Annotated in this window: 14 protein-coding genes; 9 read left to right on the forward strand and 5 right to left on the reverse strand. The window is 66.8% G+C overall.

Going from position 1 to position 19664, the window contains the following annotated elements; genetic code table 11:
• Window position 1: 1 nt before the first annotated feature.
• Window positions 2-2065 carry a dehydrogenase E1 component subunit alpha/beta gene (locus R2770_03060; protein MEZ5279427.1) on the reverse strand — a complete coding sequence of 688 codons (2064 nt, stop codon included), beginning with the start codon at window positions 2063-2065 and terminating at the stop codon, window positions 2-4.
• 180 nt (window positions 2066-2245) lie between these two features.
• On the opposite strand from R2770_03060, the gene R2770_03065 reads away from it, so the two are divergent.
• From R2770_03065 to R2770_03105, 9 genes are read left to right on the forward strand one after another with little or no spacing between them, the layout of a single operon-like run.
• A complete protein-coding gene (locus R2770_03065; GenBank protein ID MEZ5279428.1) occupies window positions 2246-3280 on the forward strand; it encodes an LLM class flavin-dependent oxidoreductase in 1035 nt (344 codons plus the stop codon).
• 43 nt (window positions 3281-3323) lie between these two features.
• Entirely contained in the window at window positions 3324-4688 is a 1365-nt protein-coding gene (locus R2770_03070) for an amidohydrolase (protein MEZ5279429.1), read from the forward strand.
• Window positions 4685-6160: an MFS transporter gene (locus R2770_03075; protein MEZ5279430.1), complete on the forward strand. Its 1476-nt coding sequence runs from the start codon at window positions 4685-4687 to the stop codon at window positions 6158-6160. Before R2770_03070 ends, R2770_03075 begins: the two co-directional genes overlap by 4 nt.
• Window positions 6144-6896: an SDR family oxidoreductase gene (locus R2770_03080; GenBank protein ID MEZ5279431.1), complete on the forward strand. Its 753-nt coding sequence runs from the start codon at window positions 6144-6146 to the stop codon at window positions 6894-6896. Before R2770_03075 ends, R2770_03080 begins: the two co-directional genes overlap by 17 nt.
• A gap of 49 nt (window positions 6897-6945) precedes the next feature.
• Window positions 6946-7698: an SDR family oxidoreductase gene (locus tag R2770_03085; GenBank protein MEZ5279432.1), complete on the forward strand. Its 753-nt coding sequence runs from the start codon at window positions 6946-6948 to the stop codon at window positions 7696-7698.
• On the forward strand, window positions 7658-8674 hold the full coding sequence (locus R2770_03090; protein ID MEZ5279433.1) for an LLM class flavin-dependent oxidoreductase: 1017 nt from the start codon (window positions 7658-7660) through the stop codon (window positions 8672-8674). Before R2770_03085 ends, R2770_03090 begins: the two co-directional genes overlap by 41 nt.
• A complete protein-coding gene (locus R2770_03095) occupies window positions 8671-9450 on the forward strand; it encodes a hypothetical protein (protein MEZ5279434.1) in 780 nt (259 codons plus the stop codon). Before R2770_03090 ends, R2770_03095 begins: the two co-directional genes overlap by 4 nt.
• On the forward strand, window positions 9447-10811 hold the full coding sequence (locus tag R2770_03100) for an FGGY-family carbohydrate kinase (protein ID MEZ5279435.1): 1365 nt from the start codon (window positions 9447-9449) through the stop codon (window positions 10809-10811). Before R2770_03095 ends, R2770_03100 begins: the two co-directional genes overlap by 4 nt.
• 32 nt (window positions 10812-10843) lie before the next feature.
• Window positions 10844-11851: a hydroxyacid dehydrogenase gene (locus R2770_03105; protein MEZ5279436.1), complete on the forward strand. Its 1008-nt coding sequence runs from the start codon at window positions 10844-10846 to the stop codon at window positions 11849-11851.
• Between the two features lie 36 nt (window positions 11852-11887).
• On the opposite strand, the gene R2770_03110 is transcribed toward R2770_03105, so the two are convergent.
• Genes R2770_03110 through R2770_03125 form a run of 4 tightly spaced genes read right to left on the reverse strand, consistent with a single transcriptional unit; the run spans window position 11888 to window position 19565 of the window.
• Window positions 11888-12562 carry an ABC transporter ATP-binding protein gene (locus tag R2770_03110; GenBank protein ID MEZ5279437.1) on the reverse strand — a complete coding sequence of 225 codons (675 nt, stop codon included), beginning with the start codon at window positions 12560-12562 and terminating at the stop codon, window positions 11888-11890.
• A complete protein-coding gene (locus R2770_03115) occupies window positions 12555-13499 on the reverse strand; it encodes an ABC transporter ATP-binding protein (protein ID MEZ5279438.1) in 945 nt (314 codons plus the stop codon). The genes R2770_03110 and R2770_03115 overlap by 8 nt, the downstream gene beginning before the upstream one ends.
• The gene (locus R2770_03120) at window positions 13489-16305 is read right to left on the reverse strand and encodes a hypothetical protein (GenBank protein MEZ5279439.1); all 2817 of its coding nucleotides are present in this window, start codon (window positions 16303-16305) and stop codon (window positions 13489-13491) included. Before R2770_03120 ends, R2770_03115 begins: the two co-directional genes overlap by 11 nt.
• Window positions 16302-19565 (reverse strand): ABC transporter permease, encoded by a 3264-nt coding sequence (locus R2770_03125; GenBank protein ID MEZ5279440.1) that lies wholly within the window; start codon window positions 19563-19565, stop codon window positions 16302-16304. Before R2770_03125 ends, R2770_03120 begins: the two co-directional genes overlap by 4 nt.
• Between the last annotated feature and the right edge of the window lie 99 nt (window positions 19566-19664).

Raw genomic sequence — 19664 nt, forward strand, 5'->3', positions numbered from 1 at the left:
TCTAGTTCTCGCCTTCTGGCCGTGACGAGCCCGCACCAACAGGTACTGGGCTCATGCCTAGTGTCTTGCGGATCTGCGCTTCGATGTCGTTGTCGTCGGGGAGGATTTCGTGCTCGAGCGGAACCGAGAACGGAATCGGGGTGTCGAGCCCATCGACGCGGCCCACGGGGGCCTGCAGATCTGAGAAGCAGCTCTCGTGGATCATGGCGCTGAGTTCGGCGCCGAGCCCGCCGGTGCGGGGGGCTTCGCTGGCCACCACCGCCCGGCCTGTCTTTGCCACCGACGCCACGATGGTTTCGGCGTCGTAGGGCTTGATGGTTCGCAGGTCGACCACCTCGACCGACACCCCCTCCGCGGCCAGCCGCTCGGCGGCGGTCAGGGCCATCGGCACCATACGCATGGAGGCCACCACGGTTATGTCCGAACCCTGGCGTGCGACGGCGGCCTTTCCGATCGGAACGGTGTAGTAGCCGTCTGGCACCTCACCGCGGGCTCGGTACAGCGCCTTGTGTTCGAGGAACAACACCGGGTCGTTCGACTCGATGGCCGCCAGCAACAGGCCCTTGGCGTCTGCGGGATTGGACGGCGCCACAATCACGATGCCGGGCACGTTCAGGAACCACCCCTCGACCATCTGCGAGTGGTGCGGCCCGCCGCCGAATCCGCCGCCGCACGCGGTGCGGATCACCAGCGGCGCCGAGAACTGGCCGTCGAACATGTAGTGCACTTTGGCGGCGTTGTTGACGATCTGGTCGTAGCACTCGCCCAGGAAGTCGGCGAACATGATCTCGGCCACGGGGCGCATGCCCATCATCGCTGAACCCACGCAGGTGCCGATGATGGCGGCCTCGGACAGGGGAGTGTCCCTGACCCGATCAGCGCCGTACTTGTCGTACAGCTTGCGGGTGACACCAAAGTCGCCGCCCATGACGCCGATGTCCTCGCCGATCAAGAACATCTCGGGGTGGCGTTCCATCGCGATGTCGAGGGCCGAGTTGAGGGCCTTGACGAACGTGAACTTGCGGGTCTTGGCCTGATCTTCGGCCGGGCTGTCGCCGGCTGGTGCCCCGGGTGAGGTGTCTGCCGCGCCAGGCCGTGGCATGACCGGTGAGGCATACACATCGGCGGTGGCCTTGGCCAGGTCTGGGGTGGGGCTCTCCTTCGAGAAGGCGATCCAGCCGTCGATCTCTTCGCGACGGCGGGTCTCGACCTTTTCGAGTTCTTCGGTGGTGACGCCCAGCTCGGCCAACCGCTCGGCGGCCATCAGGATCGGGTCGTGGTCTTCGCGCCAGTAACGGATCTCTTCGGCCGGTCGAAGATCGCCCGAGAAGATTCCCTGCCACCGCCACGTCTTGAACTCGAGAAAGTAAGGACCCTTGCCCGAGCGAATGTGCTCGATGGCCACCCGCACCGCCTCGTGGGCGGCCTCGATGTCGTTGCCGTCGACCTGCGCGCACTCGATGCGATAGCCCTTGGCCCTGTCGATCATGTCGGGGGTGGCGTGGGCGCTGGCCACCGGGTTGGAGATGGCATAACCGTTGTTGACCATGGCGTACAGCACCGGAAGGTCCCAGATGGCCGCCATGTTGAGGCTCTCGTGGAACTCGCCCCGGCCGGCGGTGCCGTCGCCGATGATGGCGCAGGCGACGTCGTCACGGCCACGCATCTTGGCAGCGAACGCCACCCCCAACACGGTTGCCATGTACGAGCCCTCGACGGCGTTGTCGCCGAAGTTGCCGACCTCGGGGTCGGCCGAGTGGAGGCTGCCGCCCTTGCCGCTGCACACACCGGTGGCCCGACCGAACAGCTCGGCCATGATGCGCTCGCCCTCGCCCTTGTGGCGCTCCTGGGCCAAGGCGTTTATCCCGTGACAGCGGTGGTCGGGGAAGAAGGCGTCGGTCGAACGGAGGTTGGCGGCCAGCGCTGCCTGCACGGCTTCTTGGCCCAGCCCGGTGTGCAACATCCCGGGAACGTTGCCCTGCTGGAACTCGCGCTCGAGGCCCTGCTCGAAAGCTCTGATCAGCCACATGTCGCTGTACAGATCGAGGAGTTGGGTTCGGTCCATTCGGTAACCCCCGGTGCGGTGTTCGGCAGCACAAATGTACGTCACGAACGTAGTACGCGGGTTCGCCACGGACAAACATTTGTTGTCGCAGCTAAACAACCGCTGTACTGGGCCAGCGCAATGCGTGTACCCGACGATCGTTCGCCGACCACGGCGACGAGTGGACCTAGGATGCGACCCATGGCTCAGAGGATGGCTCTCTATCTGCAAGACAAGCACCCGATCGCCTACGAGATCGAGATCGCCAAGTACGCCGAGGAGCGTGGTTTCTCAGAGATATGGCAGGCCGACACCCGCCTGGCTCGCGATTGTGTGGTGATGATGTCGGCGATCCTGGCCAACACCTCGCGTTTGCGGGTGGGCAGCGGCGTGCTGCCCATCTACACCCGGAACCCGGCCGTGATAGCTGCCTCGTGGAGCACCATGTGGGAACTCGCCGGCCTGACACCCGAGGGTGAAAGCCGCGTGATGTTGGGGCTGGGCGCCTGGTGGGAACCAATCGCCAGCCGCACGGGCACCGACAGGCGCAAGCCGCTGAAGGCCATGCGCGAGAACATCGAGGCCATCCGCGAACTGTTCACCATGGAAGAGGTCAGCTACGAGGGCGAGTTCGTGAAGCTCGACCGCGTTCGGCTGGATGTGGCCTACGGCGACACCAGCCCACGCAACATTCCGCTGTACATCGGCGCCACCGGACCCAAGATGCTCGAGCTCACCGGCGAGATCTGCGACGGTGCCGTGCTGAACTATGTCGTGTCCACCGAGTACATCCGAGACGCCGTCGACAAGGTGGCGGCCGGGGCCGCCAGGGCCGGCAAGACCATCGAAGAAATCGACCGCCCCGAGCTGCTGGCCTGCTCGTTGTCAGACGACGACCCCGAAGAGGCGATGCTCACCGGCAAGTCTTTGGTCGCCTACTACCTGGGCACAGAGCCCCACATCATGGAGGCGTCGGGGGCCGACCCCGAGCTGGTTGCGCGGGTGCAAGAGGTCGTGGGCTGGCCCGCCACCGAGGATGACTACCGAAAAGCCGCCCACCTGATACCCGACGACCTGGCTCGCAAGTTGATGGCCGTGGGCACCACCGAGCAATGCCAGGCCAAGGTGGCCGAATACATCGACGCGGGCGTCACCTGCCCGATCCTCTACCCGCTGATGCCAGACATCAAGCCGGTTGTCGACGCATTCGCCGACTGGACTCCAACGTCGGCGTGACCGGCCTGACGGGCGCCGCGTTCTCGAGAGAAGAGCTAGAGCTGTGACGATCCTGATCGAGAACGGTGCTGTGGTCACCGTCGACGACCAGCGCACCATCCACGATCCGGGCTGGGTCGAGATCGAGGGTGACCGCATTGCGGGCCTCGGGCCGGGCGAGCCGCCTTCTGAAGTGCGCCTTCGCGCTGGTCGGGTAATCGACGCGTCGGGGGCCGCGGTGATGCCCGGCATGACCAATGCGCACACCCATCTGTTCCAGACGTTCTTCCGGGGCCTTGCCGACGACAAGCCCCTGCTGGATTGGCTGCGCGACTGCATCTGGCCCGGCGCGGTTCATCTCGACCGCGAGTCGGCCCGGCTGGCGGCACTGGTCGGGATGATCGAGAACCTCCGTACCGGCGCCACCTCGATACTGGACCACCAGTACATCCACATCGACGAGCAGATCGACGATGGCATCTGTTCGGCGGCCGACGAGCTGGGTGTCAGGTACCTGCTGGCCAGGGGCTGGGCCGATCGCAACTACGAACCGAACCTCACCGAGTCGGCCGAAACCGTGCTCGAGCGAACCGCCAGGCTGCGCCAGCGATGGCATGGCCACGACAACGGCCGTATCCGCATCGAGCAGGCGCCCCTGATCCCGTGGGGATGCAGTGACGAGGCCATGAAGGTCACCACCGCCGACGCCAGGTCGTGGGGCGCGGGAACCCACATCCACTGCGCCGAGACCGCGGTCGAGGTCGAGATGAGCCTCGAAGAGCGCGGAGTGCGCCACGTCCACTGGCTCGAACAGCTGGGTGTGTTGGGGCCCGACGTGCAGCTGGCACACAGCGTGTGGCTCGACGACGACGAACTCGACCTGATCGCCCGGCGTAATGCCGTGGTGGTGCACTGCCCGGTCAGCAACATGTATCTGGCCTCGGGGGTGCCTCGAATCCTCGACATGAGATCCAGAGGAATCACGATCGCCCTGGCGTCGGATGGCCCCGGCAGCAACAACCGCCAGGACATGTTCGAGGTCATGAAATCGACGGTGCTGCTTCAGAAGGTTCACCACCTCGATGCCATGGCCCTTCAGCCCGAGGACGCTATCGACATGGCCTGCCGTGGTGGTGCGGTGGCGGCATCCAACCCCGATGCCGGCCGGCTCGAACCGGGCACCAAGGCAGACGTCGTGGTCGTCGACCTCGAAACCGTGTTCACGGCCCCGGTGCACCGGGTGCCCAGTGCCCTGGTGTTTTGTGCGACGCCCGCCAACGTCACCCATGTCCTGGTCGACGGTCGGGTGGTGGTCGATGACGGCGTCGTGACCACCGTCGACGAGGAAGCCGTCATAGCCGAGGCCACCGAAGCCGCCAGGCGCGTCTTCGCCAAAGCAGGCGTTCCCAGCCGGTTGAACCGCAGGTGAGCCGGGCGCGATCGGGCATATTCTCGGCTCCTTACGCCCCGGTCACCCTCGCGAACCTGGCCGTCATCGCCCTTGCGGCGTTCGACGCGCTGGCCGTCATCGCAGCCCTGCCCTCGATTGCTGAAGACCTCGGCGATGTCGCCCTGTTGCCGTGGGTGGTCACGTCGTACCTCGGGTCGAGCGCCGTGGCGGTCATCGTCGCCGGCCCGATCATCGATGCCATCGGGGTCAGGCGCACCTTCCAGGTGATGGGTACGTGGTTCTTGTTGACCAGCGTTGCTGTGGCCTTGGCCCCGACGCTCGGCTGGGTGCTGGTGGCGCGTTTGGCCCAAGGCCTCGGTGGCGGTCTGATGTTCGCGGTGGCCATCGCCGCGGTCGGCATCGCCTTTCCTCACGACCTTCGTCCTTCGGCGTTTGCCGCCAACGAGGCCGTCTTCGCTGCGATGGGTGTGGGCAGCCCGGCGATAGCGGCGATCCTGCTCGAGTTCTCCAGTTGGCGGCTGATCTTCTGGATCAAGGTGCCCCTGACCGCGCTGGCTCTGCTCGCCGGCTGGAATGCGCTGCCCGACAAGCGCCCGGATGCCGGCCGGATGCGCATCGACTATCTCGGCGTCGCACTGATGGCGGCCATGGTGTTCTTCTTGTTGTTCGGGCTGGGCCAGGTTGGCATCGACTGGGCTCTGGCCGTGCCGGCTCTGTTGGGTGCTGTGGCCGCCTTCGTCGTCTACTGGCTGCACGCCGGGCGCCACGATTCGCCGGTCCTCGAACGCCGTCACCTGACCAGAATGCCGTTGCGGTGGATCCACCTCGCAGCGGGTCTGGTCTTGGCCGCGGGTGTGGCGGTCGACAACTACGTGCCGTTGTACCTGCAGGTCAGCCGGGGTCGGTCGGCCGGATTTGCCGCGTTCTCGGTGCTGTTCATCGCCGTCGGCTGGACGGGCGGTTCGTTCATATATGCCCGGCTGATGCGCAACTGGTCTGAGCCCTCGGTGGTTGTGTTCGGCGCTGCCTGGCTGGTGCCGGCTATCGGTCTGACGGCGACCCTGGTGTGGGTCGACGCGCCCCTGGGGCTGGTGTTCTGTTCGATGTTCGGTATGGGTATCGGCATAGGGCTGGCGTCCACGGCTGCGCTCACCATGATTCAGCGCTCGGCCGACGTCGAAGAACTCGGCCGGGTCAATGCCGCGCACCAGTTCCTGCGCGTGCTGGCGATCAGCATCGGCGTTGCCCTGGGGGGCGCCGTGCTGCTGGGCATCGTCGATGCTCAGGTGGGCGATGTCGAGGTGGTGCGCAGCGTTCTCGAGAGCGACGGGTCCGATGCCGTCGAGGTGGCCGATGCCACCGCCGCGGCTGTCGCCGACGGTTTGGTGGGGGTTCTGGTGACTTCGGCCGTTTTGGGAATGGGATGCCTTGCCGCGGCGTTGGGGCTCAAGCGCACGACGGCAAGGGATGCTCATGGATCTGGCGGGTAGGACAGCGATAGTCACCGGTGGCGCCAGGCGCCTGGGCAGGGAAATCGCTCTCGATCTGGCCGGTTGCGGCGTCAACGTCGTCATCAACTATCGGCGTTCGGCCGGCGCTGCCGCCCAGACCGTCGCCGAGCTTTCGGCCCTGGGGGTTGGCGCCCTGGCTGTGCAGGCAGACGTGGGCGACTATCGGCAGGTGCAGGGCATGGTCGAGGCCGCCGTCGAGCGTTTCGGAGGCATTGACATCCTGGTGAACAACGCTGCCCCCTTCCTGACCCACACAGTGCCGACCGACGACCTGTCGGCATGGCACGAGTCGATCAACACCATGGTGCACGGACCGTTCTATTGCGCCAATCTGGTGGCCCCGGTGATGCTCGAGCGCGGTGGCGGTGTGATCATCGGCATCGGCGATCTCAGCGGTGAGGAAGCGTGGGCCGGTTATACGGGCCATGCCGTCGGCAAGGGCGCCGTGCTGTCGTTGACGCGTCAGCTGGCGCTTGAGCTGGCACCCACCATCAGGGCCAACGCCGTGATACCCGGCCTGGCGCTGCCGGTCGATGGCGACACACCCGAGGCCAACCGGGCCGCGGCCATGACGACGCTGCTGGAACGCTGGGGTACCCCCGCCGAGATGGCCCACGCGGTGAGGTTCTTGATCGAGGCCGACTACATAACCGGCGAGACCATCGTGGTCGATGGCGGCCAGCGCTTCGGGCACCGCAAACACGCCCACGGCTGACCCGTCTGGTGCCAGGCACCAAACAATGGCGGGACTAGGGTGGCGCGCCATGGAGTTGGCTGGAAAGACGGCGATAGTCACGGGCGGAGCGATCAGGGTCGGCAAGGGCATAACCCTCGAGCTGGCCAGAGCGGGCGCCAACGTTGTCGTGAACTACAACTCGTCGGCCGACGCTGCCAACCAGACCGTCGCCGAGGCCGAAGCCCTCGGTGTGCAGGCGATGGCAGTGCAGGCCAGCGTCAGCGACTACGAGCAGGTCACGGCCATGGTCGACGCCGTGGCGGAACGCTTCGGGCGCATCGACGTGTTGGTCAACAACGCCTCGACCTTCCTTCCCGACCCTCTGCCAACCGACGACCTGTCGACGTGGCACAAGTCGATCGACACCCTGGTGCACGGCCCGTTCTATTGCGCAAACCGTGTGGCCCCGGTGATGCTCGGCGGCGACGGCGGTGTCATCATCGGAATCGGCGACCTGACGGCCTACGAGCCATGGCCGGCGTTCGCGGGGCACGCGGTGGGCAAGGGTGCAATCTTGTCGCTGACCCGGCAACTGGCGCTGGAACTGGCCCCGAAGATCAGGGCCAATGCGGTGATCCCCGGCCCGGCGCTGCGCCCGCACAACTACGACGACGCCACATATCAAAGGGTGGCCGACGACACGTTGCTTGGCCGCTGGGGTACTCCGGCCGAGATGGCCCACGCGGTGAGGTTCCTGATCGAGGCCGACTACATCACCGGCGAGACGATCATCGTCGACGGTGGCCAACGCTTTGGCCACCGCAAACACGCACATGGCTGAGACCGGACTCGCCGCTGGCGTCCACATCGTGCCGCTGATGCCTGCAGCCGACGTGATAGCGATCGCCATCGAGGCCGAGCGCCTGGGATACGACTACTGCTTGATCGCCGACGAGGGCTTTCATCCCGATGTGTACGTGAGCCTGGGGGCTATCGCCCGCGAGACCAGCCACATCAAGTTGGGGGTGATGACCAACCCATACACCCGGCATCCGGCAGCCACGGCCAACGCCCTGGCCACTGTCGACGCCCTGGCCCCCGGCCGGGTGGTGGGCACCTTGCTTGCGGGCGGTTCGATGGTGTTGGCCCCTATGGGCATCGACCGGATCAGACCGTTCCGGCGCATGACCGACGCAGTTCAGATCGCCCGCACCCTTTGGACGGGTCAGCTGGCATCGGTCGATGGCCAGACGGCTTCGGTCGTCGATGCCAGGCTCGGGTCGGGCGCGGCCGATGTCGAACTCTGGATCGCCGGTCGGGGGCCGCTGGTGCTGGGTCTCGCCGGCCGTGAAGCCGACGGGGTGATCTTCACCGTCAAACCCGATCTGGCCGGCGCCATCGCCGAGGTAGAGCGAGCAGTACCCGCGGGCAGACCGCATCCCAAACGGATGTATCTGGGCCGCATCTGCTACACGCCCGCCATGCTGGAAGCCCAGAAACTGACGCTGTCATATGTGTTGATGGACTCGCCCGAACGTGCCTTGGACGCACTGGGCTTCGACGCCGACCAGGTGGCGGTGATCGTCGAGGCGGCCCAGACCGGCAATGCGGCCGCGGTCGATCCGCTGGTCACCGACGATCTGCTGCACCGCTATCAGGTGGCTGGTACGCCGGCCCAGTGCGCGGCCGAGGTGGCGGCGATGGCGGCACAACACGACCTACATGCAATACACATAGACGCACTGTCGGCCGACCTCGACGAGAACCTCTCGATCATCGAGAACTCGCTTCCAATCATCAAAGGAACACCCAAATGACCACCCGCAGGCTCAACCGCATCTTCGCCGAGGACGGTCGGGCGGTGATCGTCGCCCTCGATCACGGTCTGATCGACGGGCCGTGCGAAGGGTTCGAGAGCCCCGGCGACACGATCGAAGCCGTCGTAGCCGGAGGCGCCGACGCGATCTTGACCTCGTATGGCATTGCCAGAGCGTTTGCCAAACCGCTCAGCAGGGTCGGGCTGATCGTCAGGTCGGACGGAGCCGCGACCAACCTGGGCACCCCCAGCACGGGTTCGTTGTCGCAGTTCTTCGGGCCGGTCGACGCGGTTCGGCTCGGCGCCGATGCCCTGGTGGTCACAGCGATGCCCGGCTCGGACAAGGAGGAAGACACCCTCGAGAACCTGGCCAGAACCGTCGCAGAGGCCCACGAGTGGGGTTTGCCCGTGCTGGGTGAGATGGTTCCCGGAGGGTTCAACAGCGGCCCCGAATCACGGGGCACAGACGCAATCGCATTGGCGGCGCGTCTGGGCGCAGAGCTGGGCGCCGACTTCATCAAGGCGCCCTATTGCGACGACTACGACCAGGTGACGTCGAAGACGTTCGCTCCGGTGGTGATACTGGGCGGCGCCAAGGGCGACGAGACGCTGATGCTGCAGAACATTCGCTCGGCGATCGATGCCGGTGCCAGGGGAGTGGCGATCGGTCGCAATGTGTTCCAGTGCGACAACCCGACGGCGATGACGGCGGCGATCGTGGCCGTCGTCCACGAGGACGCGTCGGTCGAACAGGCGCTGGCGATACTCAATTCATGACACCGTCCGCGGTCGTCATCGGTGTCGACGTCGGCACGACTTCGGTCAAGGCCGCAGCGGTGAATCGCGCCGGCCGTGTGGTGGGCGAGGGCACATCGGCCCCGATCGAGACCATCGCAGAATCGCCCGGAGCCGCCGAGCAGCGGCCCGAGGACGTCGCCGACGCCTTGCGAGATGCCTGCCTGGGTGCTCTCGATTCCGCAGGTGGGGGAGTGGCCGCAGCCGCTCTGGCGATGGGAGCACAGAGCGGTTCGGTCCTAGCCGTCGATGACAGAATGGCTCCGTTGAGCCGTTTGCTGACCTGGATGGACGCCAGGTCTAAGCCTGTGGTCGAGGGTTGGGGTTATCCGACCATACAAAAGGTGAGAACCATCTCGGGCTGGTCGGCATCGGCGGGTCTCGGACTGTCGTCGATCGCGTGGCTCCGCAACGAAGGCCTCGGCTCTGACGCCCGCTTCGGTCCGGTCGACGCGTATCTGGCCGCCCTGATGACCGGTCGATTCGCCACCAACCCGTCGAACGCGGCGGGTGTTCAGCTGATGGACGCAGGTCGCCGGGTGTGGAGCACCGAGTTGTGTGCGTTGGCCGGCACCACAGCCGACCGGTTGCCCGACCTGGTGGCCAGTGGAGACGACATCGGGGTGATCTCCGACGAATTCGGATTTGGTCCGAGCGTGCGTCTGGTAGCCGGCGGGCACGACCAGACGTGCTCGGCGCTTGCTCTGGGCGTGCGCGACACCGGGCAGGCATTCTTGTCGGCAGGCACTGCGTGGGTTCTGACCAACGTGGTCGCCGACGGTTCGTTGCAGGGGTTGCAGCCGTCGTTCAACCTCAGCCCCCACGTCGTGGACGGTCGTTGGACGACATCGACGAACATCGGCGGCCTCGGTGCGGTTGTCGCGTGGGCGCTCGACGCGCTCGACGACGGCCCGGTGGGGGAATACTCGCCCTTGTTCGTGCCGTCGCTTCTCGAGTCTGATCGCACCCAGTGGGGCCGATTCGTGGGCGCTGGGCGTGCCGTGTTGGGTTGTGTCTTCGAGACCTGCGCGTTCGAAGTACGCCGAGCGATCGAATCGGCGGGTGGGCAACACCTATCGAGCGAGCTGGTGATGGTTGGGGGAGGCACCCGCAACCGCGAACTGGTGCAGGCCATTGCCGACGCCACCAACCGAACGGTGGTGGTCAGGCCAGACCGGCCATGGCCCGCGCTCGGGGCGGCCGTGCTGGCGGCGGACGCCCTGGGATGGGGATCGATCGAGATCGAAACCGCCGATGGCGGCTATCGAATGCAGCCGCGCCACCAGCTCGACAACAGCCACCGATACGAGCGATACCTCGAACTGACAGATACCTCGAAATGACAGACACTTCGAACTGACCCCGGAGACCGAGAATGAACAAACCTGTGGTTGCCGTGACGATCGGCCGCTCGAACTATGGCCGCATGTTCAGTGACGAGGCGTGGAGCCGGCTGGACGAGTTCGCCTCGGTTGTCCACCACGAATCGGACGACCCCGCCGACAAAGACGCACTGCTCGAGCTGCTGAGCGACGCCAATGGCTGCATAACCAGCTGGGGAGTCGCCCAGCTCGATGCCGACGTGATGGCCGCGGCCCCATCGCTGGGTGCGATGGCTCACATGGGCAGCAGCGTCAAGCGCTTCGTGTCGCCGGCCGTGTTCGACGCCGGTGTCAAGGTCACCAGCGCAGGCATCACCTTGGCCCGAGACGTTGCCGAGACCACGCTGGGCCTGATGATCGTCGGCCGCAAGCGAGTCTGGCCACTGGGCGTTCACGTGTCGCAGGGCGGTTGGCGCGACAGCCCGGTTTGGGACGACTGGGATGCCAGGGAGCTGGGTCGCTCGACGGTGGGGATCGTCGGTGCCAGCAATGTCGGTCGTCACGTCATCGAGCTGCTGGGGGCCTTCGAGGTCGACATCCTGGTGGCCGATCCGTTCCTGTCGACGTCGGATGCCGAAGTGCTGGGGGTCGAGGTGGTGACCCTGCACGAGCTGGCCGAGCGCGCCGATGTGGTGTCTTTGCACGCCCCGGCCAACGACGCCACCTACCGGATGATCGACGCCGACGTCTTGGGCCGCATGAAAGACGGGGTCACGCTGATCAACACGGCCAGGGGAGAGCTCGTCGACGAGGAAGCCCTGGTGGCCGAGCTTCGCAAAGGCCGGATGTTTGCGTTCCTCGATGTCACCGACCCCGAGCCGCCTGCCGCCGACAGCCCGCTTCGCTCGCTGCCCAACGTGGTGCTGACGCCTCACATCGCGGGGTGCATCGAGAACTGCAACCGGATGGGCGAGCTGGCGGTCGAGGAATTGCGGCGCCATTTCGCGGGCGAACCGGCGGTGTACGAGATCACGCCTGACATGTTCGATCGCATCGCCTGACCGGCAGGGCCGGGGCCAGTGGGAAGGCGGCCCTCTTCAGATCCGGCCGTCGGCCAGTTCCACTACCTGGTTGGCGTGGGCCAGCGGCGTGACGTCGTGGGTGACCACCACGGCCGCAACCTGTTCGGAGCGCACGACCTCGGCGATGACCTTCACGATCTCCTCGCCGGTTCGCGAGTCGAGCTGACCAGTCGGTTCATCGGCCAGCAGCACGCGCGGCCGGTTGGCCAGCGCTCTGGCGATCGCGACTCGCTGCTGCTCGCCGCCCGACAGTTCGTCGGGCCGGTGGCTGGCCCTGTGCCCGACGCCCACCATCTCCAGCAGCGCCATCGCCCGCTCTCTGCGGGCATGTGGGTCGGTGCGGACCAGCCGCAGCGGCACCTCGACGTTCTCGGCCGCCGTCAACATCGGAAGCAGCCCGAACCCTTGGAAGATGAAGCCGAAGTCGGTTCGTCGGCGTTCGGTTCTCTGGGCCTCGCTCAGCTCTGTGAGGTCGAGGCCGTCGAGGAGCACGCTGCCAGAGGTCGGCGTCTCCAGCCCGCCAAGCAGGTTCAACAGTGTTGTCTTGCCACTGCCCGACCTGCCCGTGATGGCCAGGAGCGACCCGCCCGTCACCTCCAGGCTCACATCGACCACGGCGTGAACCGCTCGCGGGCCTGATCCGTGTGTCTTGTTGAGGTTTCGTGCTTCGAGCACGGCCAGGTCACTCATGCGAGGGGCTTTCGGTCGGGGCGTTCGGATCGGCGAACGGCGTGCCTGAACCTGGCCGGTCGGGCCAGACGTTTATTCGGTCCTCGGCAAGGGTCAGCCTGACCCGGTCCTGAAGAGCGAGGGCGTCGACGTACTCACTGGGCAGCTGGAGGCGCCCGACACGATCCAGCACAGCGAACTCCTCGGCAACGGTGGTTGCGGCGCCGTCGGCGTCGAGGCCGGCGCGGCGCAGCACCTCGCCGCTGGTGCGGCCGTCTCGCAGCGCCACCGTTCTGTTGACCCCTGCGGCCAGGCGCATGTCGTGGGTGACGACGACCACTGTCACCTCGTGCTGCTCGTTCACGGTTCTCAGCACCGAAACGATGTCGTCAGCCGACTTGGCGTCGAGTTCGCCCGTGGGTTCGTCGGCGAAGATCACCTGAGGTCGATTGGCCAGCGCCACTGCAATTGCGACCCGCTGTTGCTCGCCTCCCGACAGGTGGTCTGGCCGGTGGTCGGCGCGATCGGCGACCCCGACGCTGTCGAGCAGTGCAAACGACCGCTCCCGTCGCCTGGACCTGGACACGCCCGCCAATGCCATCGGAGCCTGGACGTTCTCGCTTGCGGTCAGGTACGGCAACAGGTTGTGGCCCGCCTGCTGCCATACGAAGCCGATCTTGTGACGTCTGTAGGCGATACGTTGCCTGCGGCTCATCTTCAGCAGGTCGCTGCCGGCGACTCGGGCCGATCCGGCCGAGGCCGTCACCAGGCCTCCCAGAATGCTGAGCAGTGTCGATTTGCCGCTGCCCGACGTGCCCACGATGGCAACGAACTCGCCGCGCTCGACCACCAGGTCGAGACCCTGCAGCGCGATGGCTTCGAGGGTGCCGGTCTTGTAGATCTTCACCAGGTTGTCGCACACGATGGCCGGATCGTCGCCGGCCGGCTCATTGCTCATCTCGCTCGGCTCCCCTTCTGAGCACCTCTGGAAGCGCTCCGTCCCTGACAACTACTACGACTCGGGCCGCTGCAAATGCGGCCAAGACCATCAGCCCTGCGGCGATGGTCAGGTTCGTCCATCCAACGTTCAGCGCTACGTCGGCGACATCACCGGAGAACGCGTCGAGGCCCAGCGATGCCTCGAGGAGCCTGGTCGTCGACACGGCCACAACAACCCCCACGACGGCCGACACCGCCACCGCCGGAACGTGCTCGAGCATGGCCACGCGGCGCCTTTGGGTCTTTGAAGTTCCGAGGATGGCGAGCATCGCGAAGTCGTGGCGACTGGCAGCTTGGGCGACCACCACCGAGGCTGCAACGGCCACTATGGCGAAGCTGAGAGATATGGCCCCGGCTGCCAACAGTCCGCGGCGTGTCCACGATGTCAGCGGGTCGGCTACTAGCTGGTCCAACACCGCATAACGCGACGTCATGGCGACCCCGTCCAGATCGGTGACGAGCTCGACGGCGGCAGCCTCGGCGGCCCTGTCGCCCGACAGAACGGCCCAGGTGGGGTCGGCGAAACGGTCGTTGGCCACCGACGCGAAGTGGCCGAGGTCGACGACCAGTGCCCCCGAACGGGTGGCTACTCCCGGCATCGACGCGACCGAGCCAACCACTTCGAACTCGACCCCGGTTCCCACACCCGAAACGTTGACGACATCGCCCGTCAGCAGTCGCTGGGACCCGAACCCCACGGCGATCGCAGGTATCGGCCCCGACGGCTCGGCCTGGGCATCGGCCGCCGCCACGCGGTTCAGTGCGGCGGTCGCTGCTGCAAAACCGCCGCTGGCGGACAACAGGGCCGAATAGTTCGCTGTGTCGACGGCCACCAGCTGGGCCACAGCGGTGGCGCCCGCACCCGAGAACCGCACAGTGGGAAGGGTTCTGCCCAAAGCCACCAGCGGTGCACCGTCGAGCAGCGGTGCCAACTCGGATGGCAGGCCGATGTCGGGATGCAGCGACTCGATGCGGAAGTCGCCGCCCACGGTCGACCAGGCCGCCGCTTGTGCGCGGTCGTCGAGGCCGGCCATCTCGACCAACGCCATCGACGCGATGCCAATCGACAGAACGCAGGCTGCAAATACGCTGGCCGAGCGCCCCAGGTTGCGGTGGAGCCTTTGCAACCCGACAGGCCAGGTGAGCCCGGTTGCGCGGGCCGCGACCGCCGCTAGCGCCGAGGCCACAGGCGTGATCACGCGCCGGGCGACCAGGGTTGCTGCAACCAGCACCAGAACCGGCACCGCAGCCAGCAACCAGTCGATACCCGCCTCGACCGAAGTGGCAGTGGTGCGGCGCCTGACCAGAGCGAGGCTGGCCGCGGCCAATACCAAGACCGTGATCTCGGCGGTGACCCTGCGCATGTCGCTTGCGGCCGAGCGGGCCGAGCGGGGCGGCCGCGAGCCGATGGCGGCCACCGCCACAACGGTCCCCAGCACCAGTAGCGCGGTGAGACGAACAGACACCGCCCAGGAGGCGTCGGGCACCAGCACCTTGGAGGCGGCCAACGCTGCGCCGGCTGCGGGGAGCGAAGCGACCAAGGCCGACCCTGCGGCTGGAACCATCAGCTGTGTTCGCGAGGCCCCCCGCCGTTCGATCAACAACAGCGCCGGACGTCGTCGTCGGGCGCTTACACGCGCCAGCATCGCGGCTGCGGCCATGGCCGAACAGGCGACGCCCACCAGCACCAGCGACACGAGCCGCAGCGCAAGGTTTCGCTGCTCGAGGTGTGTCGCGAGAATCGCCGGCAGATCGGTGACCAACGTCAGGTCGACCCGATCGATCCGTTCGATCGAAGCGATCAGATCGGCCGGGTTGCTGGACGCGACCCTGTCGCGGTCGAGGAGGTACCGGAACTCGTAGTCCGCGTCGACTCCCGAGAACGCCCGCAACAGCGGCAGATACTGGTCGTCGCTGAACAGGCCTGCGCCATAGACCAGCCGATAGTCCGCGTTCTCGGTGATGCGCGGCCGGTGCAGCGAGCTATCGCCGAACCAGAACGGCTCTTGCTGGTCGCTGAGCGCGACGATGCCGACGACGCGGGCCACCAGCCGAACGTCGCCGATGCCGCGTTCGGCCGTACGCCAGGCGCGGTCGCCGATGACGTCGGGCAACAACAACAGCTCGCTGCCGACCTCGACGCGCATGTCGGTGGCGGTCTGCTCGCTCAACAACACCTCGAACACGGGTACCGACGCAATCGCGCAACCGTCGGGAAGCTCGTCGGGGCGCAGCGTCAGGTCGATGTTTGCGGGACAGTCGCCGAACGCCAGAGGCAGCGGCTCAGCTGCCGCGGGTTCGCGGCCTCGCACCAGCGTCACGTGGTCGGCAATGCCCTGGTACGAGCGGAAGTTGAACGTCGTCGGGAATGGTCCGGCCTCGAGCTCTGGCAGGTACGACACCGTCAGGCGCGGTGATTCGTAGACGAAGGTCGCCTGTTCGATCAACTCGGCGACGTCGCCGGGCACCCGTTCCTCGATGAGGATGTCGAGTCGCCGCTCGACCAACTCGAAGCGATTGCCTTCGGGCCCGGCGCCCAGCCTGGTCTCCTGCTCGAAAACCAGGTTCCTCTGTACCGGGGCAGCCTGCTCCAGCGCCTGGTTCAGATCGTCGACCGACGCGGCCTCGATCGCTCTCGGCACCAAGGCCACCAGCGAGCCGGCCAAGACCGTGGCTGCCGCCAGCGTCAACAACAGCCATCGCTCGGCGGCTACCTGGCGAGCCCAATGAACCCAGCCGATGCCTCGGGTCAATCCAACCCTCATCGTCCGTCGCCTTCGCGCAGGCTCGCAGCCCGGTCGATTCGCACCACGTCTCTGAGCGCCCACAACAGGCCGATTGCCAGACCCGCCACTATCGCCAGCTGTATCGAGGCGATTCGGCCGAACGGCACCGTCATCTCGATACCCGGCGTAACCGCGCCCCCACTGTCGCTGAGGATCACCCGGGGTAGGTAGTTCGAGGCCAGGGCCCAACCACAGATCGAGCCCAAGGCGACGCTGGAAACCACCAGAACCATCTGTTCCAGGAGGAGCGATCGACGGGTTTGTGCCATCGTCATACCGAGCGATCCCAGCAGCGCAAACTCGCGGCGGCGCGACCGGATGGACATGACCACCACCGCGATCAGACCTATGACCGCCATGGCGCCCGCAGCCACGAATCCGATCATGAGGCCACCGATTGCGGCCAGGGCCTGCGGGTTGTTCAGGAGCTGGCTTCGCACCGCCGACAGCGAGGTCGCCGACCCGATCAGATCGCCCTCGCCCATCAGATCCTCGTCGGTGACTTGGCTGCCCGCATCGAGTTGCAGCCAGTACTCGTGCGATCCGGTGACAGTGGCACCGAGCGAGTACTGGTGCACCTGAAGCGTCGGCAGGTCGACCAGGAACACCCCATCCGGGCTCGGATCGAGAACCGGGATCAGCCCGACCGCGGCCACGACTTCGGCACGAGCGGGGTCGATGCCGGTGAACGATGCTTGAACCACGTCGCCCACGGCCACCGACCGGTCGTCGAGCCAGCTGTCGGTGGCCACGATGCCTACCGTTGCCGCCGGCTCTGGCCCGGGCGGGCGAAGTCGCACCTTTACCGGAACCTGGTTGAACGACGTGCCCGTCCGCAGGTCGATCCGAAGCACCTCACCCGATCGATCCACGGCCAGGGCCGGACCCCGGTTGAAGCCCGACAGCACGTCGATACTTGCCTGCCATGCCACGGACCCGGCGTCGAGCTGCGTGCGGCCGGTGTCGGTGAGCGTCGCGTCAAAGGGCCCCAGCCTCACCTGCGCACCGGTGTCGACACCGCGCTGGCCCACCGCAATGAGTTCGAACTCGACTATGGCAATGGGTCCCACGATCGCCGACCCGTCGGGCCCGACGACGTTCAACGCCACGCTGCCAGGGTCGCCCGACGTGTCGAGCGGCCCGAGGTCGAAGTGATGCAGCAGCCCCCTCCCGTCGCTCACCCACACCCCCGCCGAAGCGGCCATTGAAGCGGTGTCGCCGGTCGGCGGCTGCACCACAGCGACCTCGTAGCCAATGTCGAGTCGCGTGATCCCATCGGGCAGCGACCAAGCGGGCAGCTGCGGCCTGCGGGCTGCCAGAGCTTCGAGGGCGGCTTCGAAGCTCGATGAGCCATCGAATCGATCGGAGATCGAGGGCGCGTTTGTGGTGTCGATCGCAAGCAACCTGGCTCTGTCGGCTCCCTGGACGTCCACGTTGCCCAACGCCGCCGCCGTGGCACTGTCGACACCAGGTATCGCCTCCAGCGCCACCGCCAGATACGGCTCGGCGACCGAACCTCCACCGCCGAGCACCTGGGCGCGGATGTCTGCGCCCACCAGATGATCGGCGCGGTCTCGTTGGGAGCGGTCCCACGTCGACGAGAACGTCAGGGCGTACACACCAAACGCGGTGGCCACCAAGAGCAGCAGTGCCGAGTGGCGGTAGCGGCCCTGTCGTCTGGCCAACTGCCACGCCGCCAACGAGCCAACAGCGCCCTTCGAACGGGGCAGCAGCCGCTCGGCCAGGCCGGCGAGCAGAGGCACTGCCCTGATGGCGATGATGCTGGCGGCCAGCAATCCCAACGTCGGAGCAGCCGCCACCAGCGGGCTGACACCCAGCCTTCCAGAGCTCGATGTTGCGGCCTCGGTGGCTCGAAGCTGCCAATAGGCCACACCTGCCAGACACACCAAGGCCAGATCGGCTCCGGCGCGCTGGACACCGCCGGGCAGCTGCAGCCGGCGGTCGCCGCGTCCGGTACCCGTCGGCCTGTTTGCCCGCCAGGTGGGCCAGGCCAGCAGCGCTACCGCTCCCACCCCGGCTAAGGCGACGACCAAGTAGCTGGAGGCGACGAGCCTGGGCTCGAACACGTCGATTCCCGACGCGAAAACGCCATCGAATCGGCCGAGAATCGCGACGGCCACAACCGGAGCCATGACAACGCTGGGAACCACCACCAACGTGGCCTCGGCCACAACGGTTTGCAGCAGCTGGCCCGGGCTGGCACCGCGCGCCGTCCACCAGGCTGCGTCCGAGCGCCGCGAGTCGAACGTCAGCGCCGCCATCAACACCAGGGCCGAGCCGGCCACGACCGCGACGCCTGCGATTGCAGCACCCACGGTCGAGCGGGTGACGGTCAGAGCGTCGGTATTGCCTGTGAGGTTGGCGGGTAGCTCGCTCGACACCCCGATGCTCCACGACTCGTTCCTCACCAGGTCGGTGGGCTGCAGGCTCCTGGTCAGCGAGGTCCCCAGGGCCGAGACCCGCCCGGCGACGCGCAGCGCGTCGCCAGGTTCGAGCTTCGACAGGTCAGGCAGCGCCAGCCAAGACGACGCCCAGGTCGTCGAGGCCCGCAGCAACGATTCCTCCGACGTCACCAGCTGCAGAGTCCGAAACTGGGTGCTCTCGAGAACTCCAGTGGCCACTCGGTCTCGTCCAACCCAGAACGGGTCGTTGCGATCCTCGATCTCGAAGATCCCGACCAGCCGGGCGCTGAGTGTTGCCGAGTTTCCGACCCGGGCTTGCAGCTCGAGACCATCGCCGACGTCGAGATCCATCTGCGCAGCTACGTCGGTCGCGGCAACCACCTGGACGGTCGACGCGTCATGGGTGGGCCACGAGCCTTCGACCAGGCCGGCATGAGCCTCGAGCCCTTCCAACGAAGACAGCTCGGCAACAACTGTGAGCTCGTCTGGTGCGGCCGTCGATGGCGAGAACGAGCCGCCCGCCTGCACATGGCGGCTGATCTGCGCCTCCAGCGGTGCCAGCGCGGCGCCGAGTTGGCGACGTATCTGGTCGTCGTAGTCGACCCCGGGCCGTTCGGTTCCGGCGATTGCGACTTCGACGGTCACCTCGGCCGCCGACCCGGCCACAACCGCCTGACGCAGCGAGGCCACCGACACCGCGTCGGCGAAGATGGGCCCGGCGGCCAGCATCACCATGGCGGTGACCACAGTCGCCGCCACAGCAGCCGCGGTGGCACCGTCGGCCCGCCAGCGGCGCAGCACCGCCCCCATCCCCATGGGCGGAGACTAGTGACCGGTGCGGCGGCCGGCTTTGAGTTCTGCCGAATCCATTCGAGTCATTGCCAACACACCGGCCCAACCTGCTTGCTTACGTGC

It is taken from the genome of Acidimicrobiales bacterium, from assembly GCA_041394185.1.
GTDB lineage: Bacteria > Actinomycetota > Acidimicrobiia > Acidimicrobiales > Poriferisodalaceae > JAAETH01.